Annotated in this window: 1 protein-coding gene; it reads left to right on the plus strand. The window is 67.3% G+C overall.

Annotated elements, in window-relative coordinates:
• Positions 1 to 273: 273 nt before the first annotated feature.
• Complete coding sequence (locus ACFWYS_RS13990) at positions 274 to 2679, plus strand: sodium-translocating pyrophosphatase (RefSeq protein ID WP_384767124.1); 2406 nt, start codon at positions 274 to 276, stop codon at positions 2677 to 2679.
• Positions 2680 to 2784: the final 105 nt, after the last annotated feature.

A 2784-nucleotide genomic window follows, 5' to 3' on the forward strand; every position in this document is an offset into this window, starting at 1 on the left:
GCCCTGCTCAGCAGGGCCCCTTCGCGTTTCTCCGGCGACGTCAGGGAATTCGTGAAGGAATTCACGATCAATCTCCCGATAATTCGATCAAGAGCCTATGCTCACGTCAACGGTTTTAGGGCATTAGCACTTTCGGGTTCAGTGGCTTGACGTCGATCATTTGCTGAACGGCACAAGAAGGCCAATTCCGCTTACCGCCATCTGTTTTGATCAGGTTCCGGTACCTAGAATCCGTCCACATCTTGAGCTCAGCCCAAGCGTCAAGGAGGACGAATGGCGGGGCTTTCTACCCCTCATCAGCTGGACCACCCCACAACCCTCGCAGCCGCAGTACTGACCGACGACAACCGGATCATCGTGACGGTCATCGGGGTCGTCGCGTTGGCCGCGCTCGTCGTCGCCGGCGTTCTGGTACGCCAGGTGCTGGCGGCGGGCGAGGGCACCGACAGCATGAAGAAGATCGCGGCAGCCGTCCAGGAAGGCGCCAACGCCTATCTGGCCCGGCAGCTGCGCACGCTCGGCGCATTCGCCGTCGTCGTGTTCTTCCTGCTCATGCTGCTGCCCGCGGACGACTGGAATCAGCGCATCGGCCGATCGGTGTTCTTCTTGATCGGCGCCGCGTTCTCGGCAGCCACCGGCTATATCGGCATGTGGCTCGCCGTACGAAGCAATGTGCGTGTCGCCGCGGCCGCACGGGAAGCGACTCCGGCGCCTGGAGAGCCGGAAAAGGATCTCACCGCGGTCTCGCACAAAGCCATGAAGATCGCTTTCCGCACGGGCGGCGTCGTCGGCATGTTCACGGTGGGGCTCGGCCTGCTGGGCGCCTCCTGTGTAGTGCTGGTGTACGCGGCCGACGCGCCGAAGGTGCTCGAAGGATTCGGTCTCGGTGCCGCGCTGATCGCGATGTTCATGCGTGTCGGCGGCGGCATCTTCACCAAGGCCGCCGACGTCGGCGCCGACCTGGTCGGCAAGGTCGAACAGGGCATTCCGGAGGACGACCCGCGCAATGCCGCGACCATCGCCGACAACGTGGGCGACAACGTCGGCGACTGCGCGGGCATGGCGGCCGACCTGTTCGAGTCGTATGCCGTGACCCTGGTCGCCGCGCTGATCCTCGGCAAGGCGGCCTTCGGTGACCTCGGACTCGCCTTCCCGCTGATCGTGCCCGCGATCGGCGTGATCACGGCGATGATCGGCATCTTCGCCGTGGCCCCGCGCCGCTCCGACCGCAGCGGCATGTCCGCGATCAACCGTGGGTTCTTCATCTCCGCGGTGATCTCGCTCGTGCTCGTCGCGGTCGCCGTGTTCGCCTATCTGCCGTCGTCGTACGCCGACCTCGACGGCGTCACCGACGGGGCGATCGCGGCCAAGAACGGCGACCCGCGGATCCTCGCGCTCGTCGCCGTGGGCATCGGCATCCTGCTGGCGGCCGTCATCCAGCAGCTGACCGGCTACTTCACCGAGACCAACCGGCGTCCGGTCATGGACATCGGCAAGACCTCGCTGACCGGTCCCGCGACCGTCGTCCTCGCCGGCATCTCCGTCGGCCTGGAGTCGGCCGTCTACACCGCCCTGCTGATCGGCCTCGGCGTCTACGGGGCGTTCCTGCTCGGCGGCACGTCGATCATGCTGGCGCTGTTCGCGGTGGCGCTGGCCGGCACCGGTCTGCTCACCACGGTCGGCGTGATCGTCGCCATGGACACCTTCGGTCCGGTCTCCGACAACGCGCAGGGCATCGCCGAGATGTCCGGCGACGTCGAAGGCGCGGGCGCCCAGGTGCTCACCAACCTGGACGCGGTCGGCAACACCACCAAGGCCATCACCAAGGGCATCGCCATCGCCACCGCCGTCCTGGCGGCATCGGCGCTGTTCGGGTCGTACCGCGACGCCATCACCACCGGCGCGCGGGACGTGGGCGAGAAACTCAGCGGTGACGGTGCGCCGATGAGCCTGATGATGGACATCTCTCAGCCCAACAACCTCGTCGGCCTCATCGCGGGCGCGGCGGTCGTCTTCCTCTTCTCGGGGCTCGCCATCAACGCCGTGTCGCGGTCGGCGGGTGCCGTGGTCTACGAGGTGCGGCGGCAGTTCCGCGAGAAGCCCGGGATCATGGACTACAGCGAGACGCCCGAGTACGGCAAGGTCGTCGACATCTGTACCAAGGACGCGCTCAGGGAGCTCACGACGCCGGGTCTGCTGGCGGTCATGGCGCCCATCGCCATCGGGTTCACGCTCGGTGTCGGCGCGCTCGGCGCCTACCTGGCCGGCGCGATCGGCACCGGCACGCTGATGGCGGTGTTCCTGGCCAACTCCGGCGGCGCCTGGGACAACGCCAAGAAGCTCGTCGAGGACGGCCACCACGGCGGCAAGGGCAGCGAGGCCCACGCCGCGACGGTGATCGGCGACACGGTCGGCGACCCCTTCAAGGACACCGCCGGTCCCGCGATCAACCCGCTGCTGAAGGTGATGAACCTGGTCGCGCTGCTCATCGCGCCCGCGGTCATCCAGTTCAGCTACGGCGAGGACAAGAACGTCGGCGTGCGGGTCCTGATCGCCGGCGCCTCGCTCCTCGTGATCATCGGCGCGGTCTATGTCTCCAAGCGGCGTGGCATCGCCGTGGGTGACGAAGGCAACGCCGACAGGGTGGCCAAACCGGTCGACCCCGCGGTGGTCTCGTAGGCAGTCCTACGACGGCCCAGTTCAAGGGGCGGGGGGGGGGCGCGGGGTTATGTGACGCCCCCCCCCCCCGGGCTGTGTCTCACACCTGGCGGTGCGCCGAAAACG

Source organism: Streptomyces sp. NPDC059010 (assembly GCF_042740355.1).
Classification (GTDB): Bacteria; Actinomycetota; Actinomycetes; order Streptomycetales; family Streptomycetaceae; genus Streptomyces.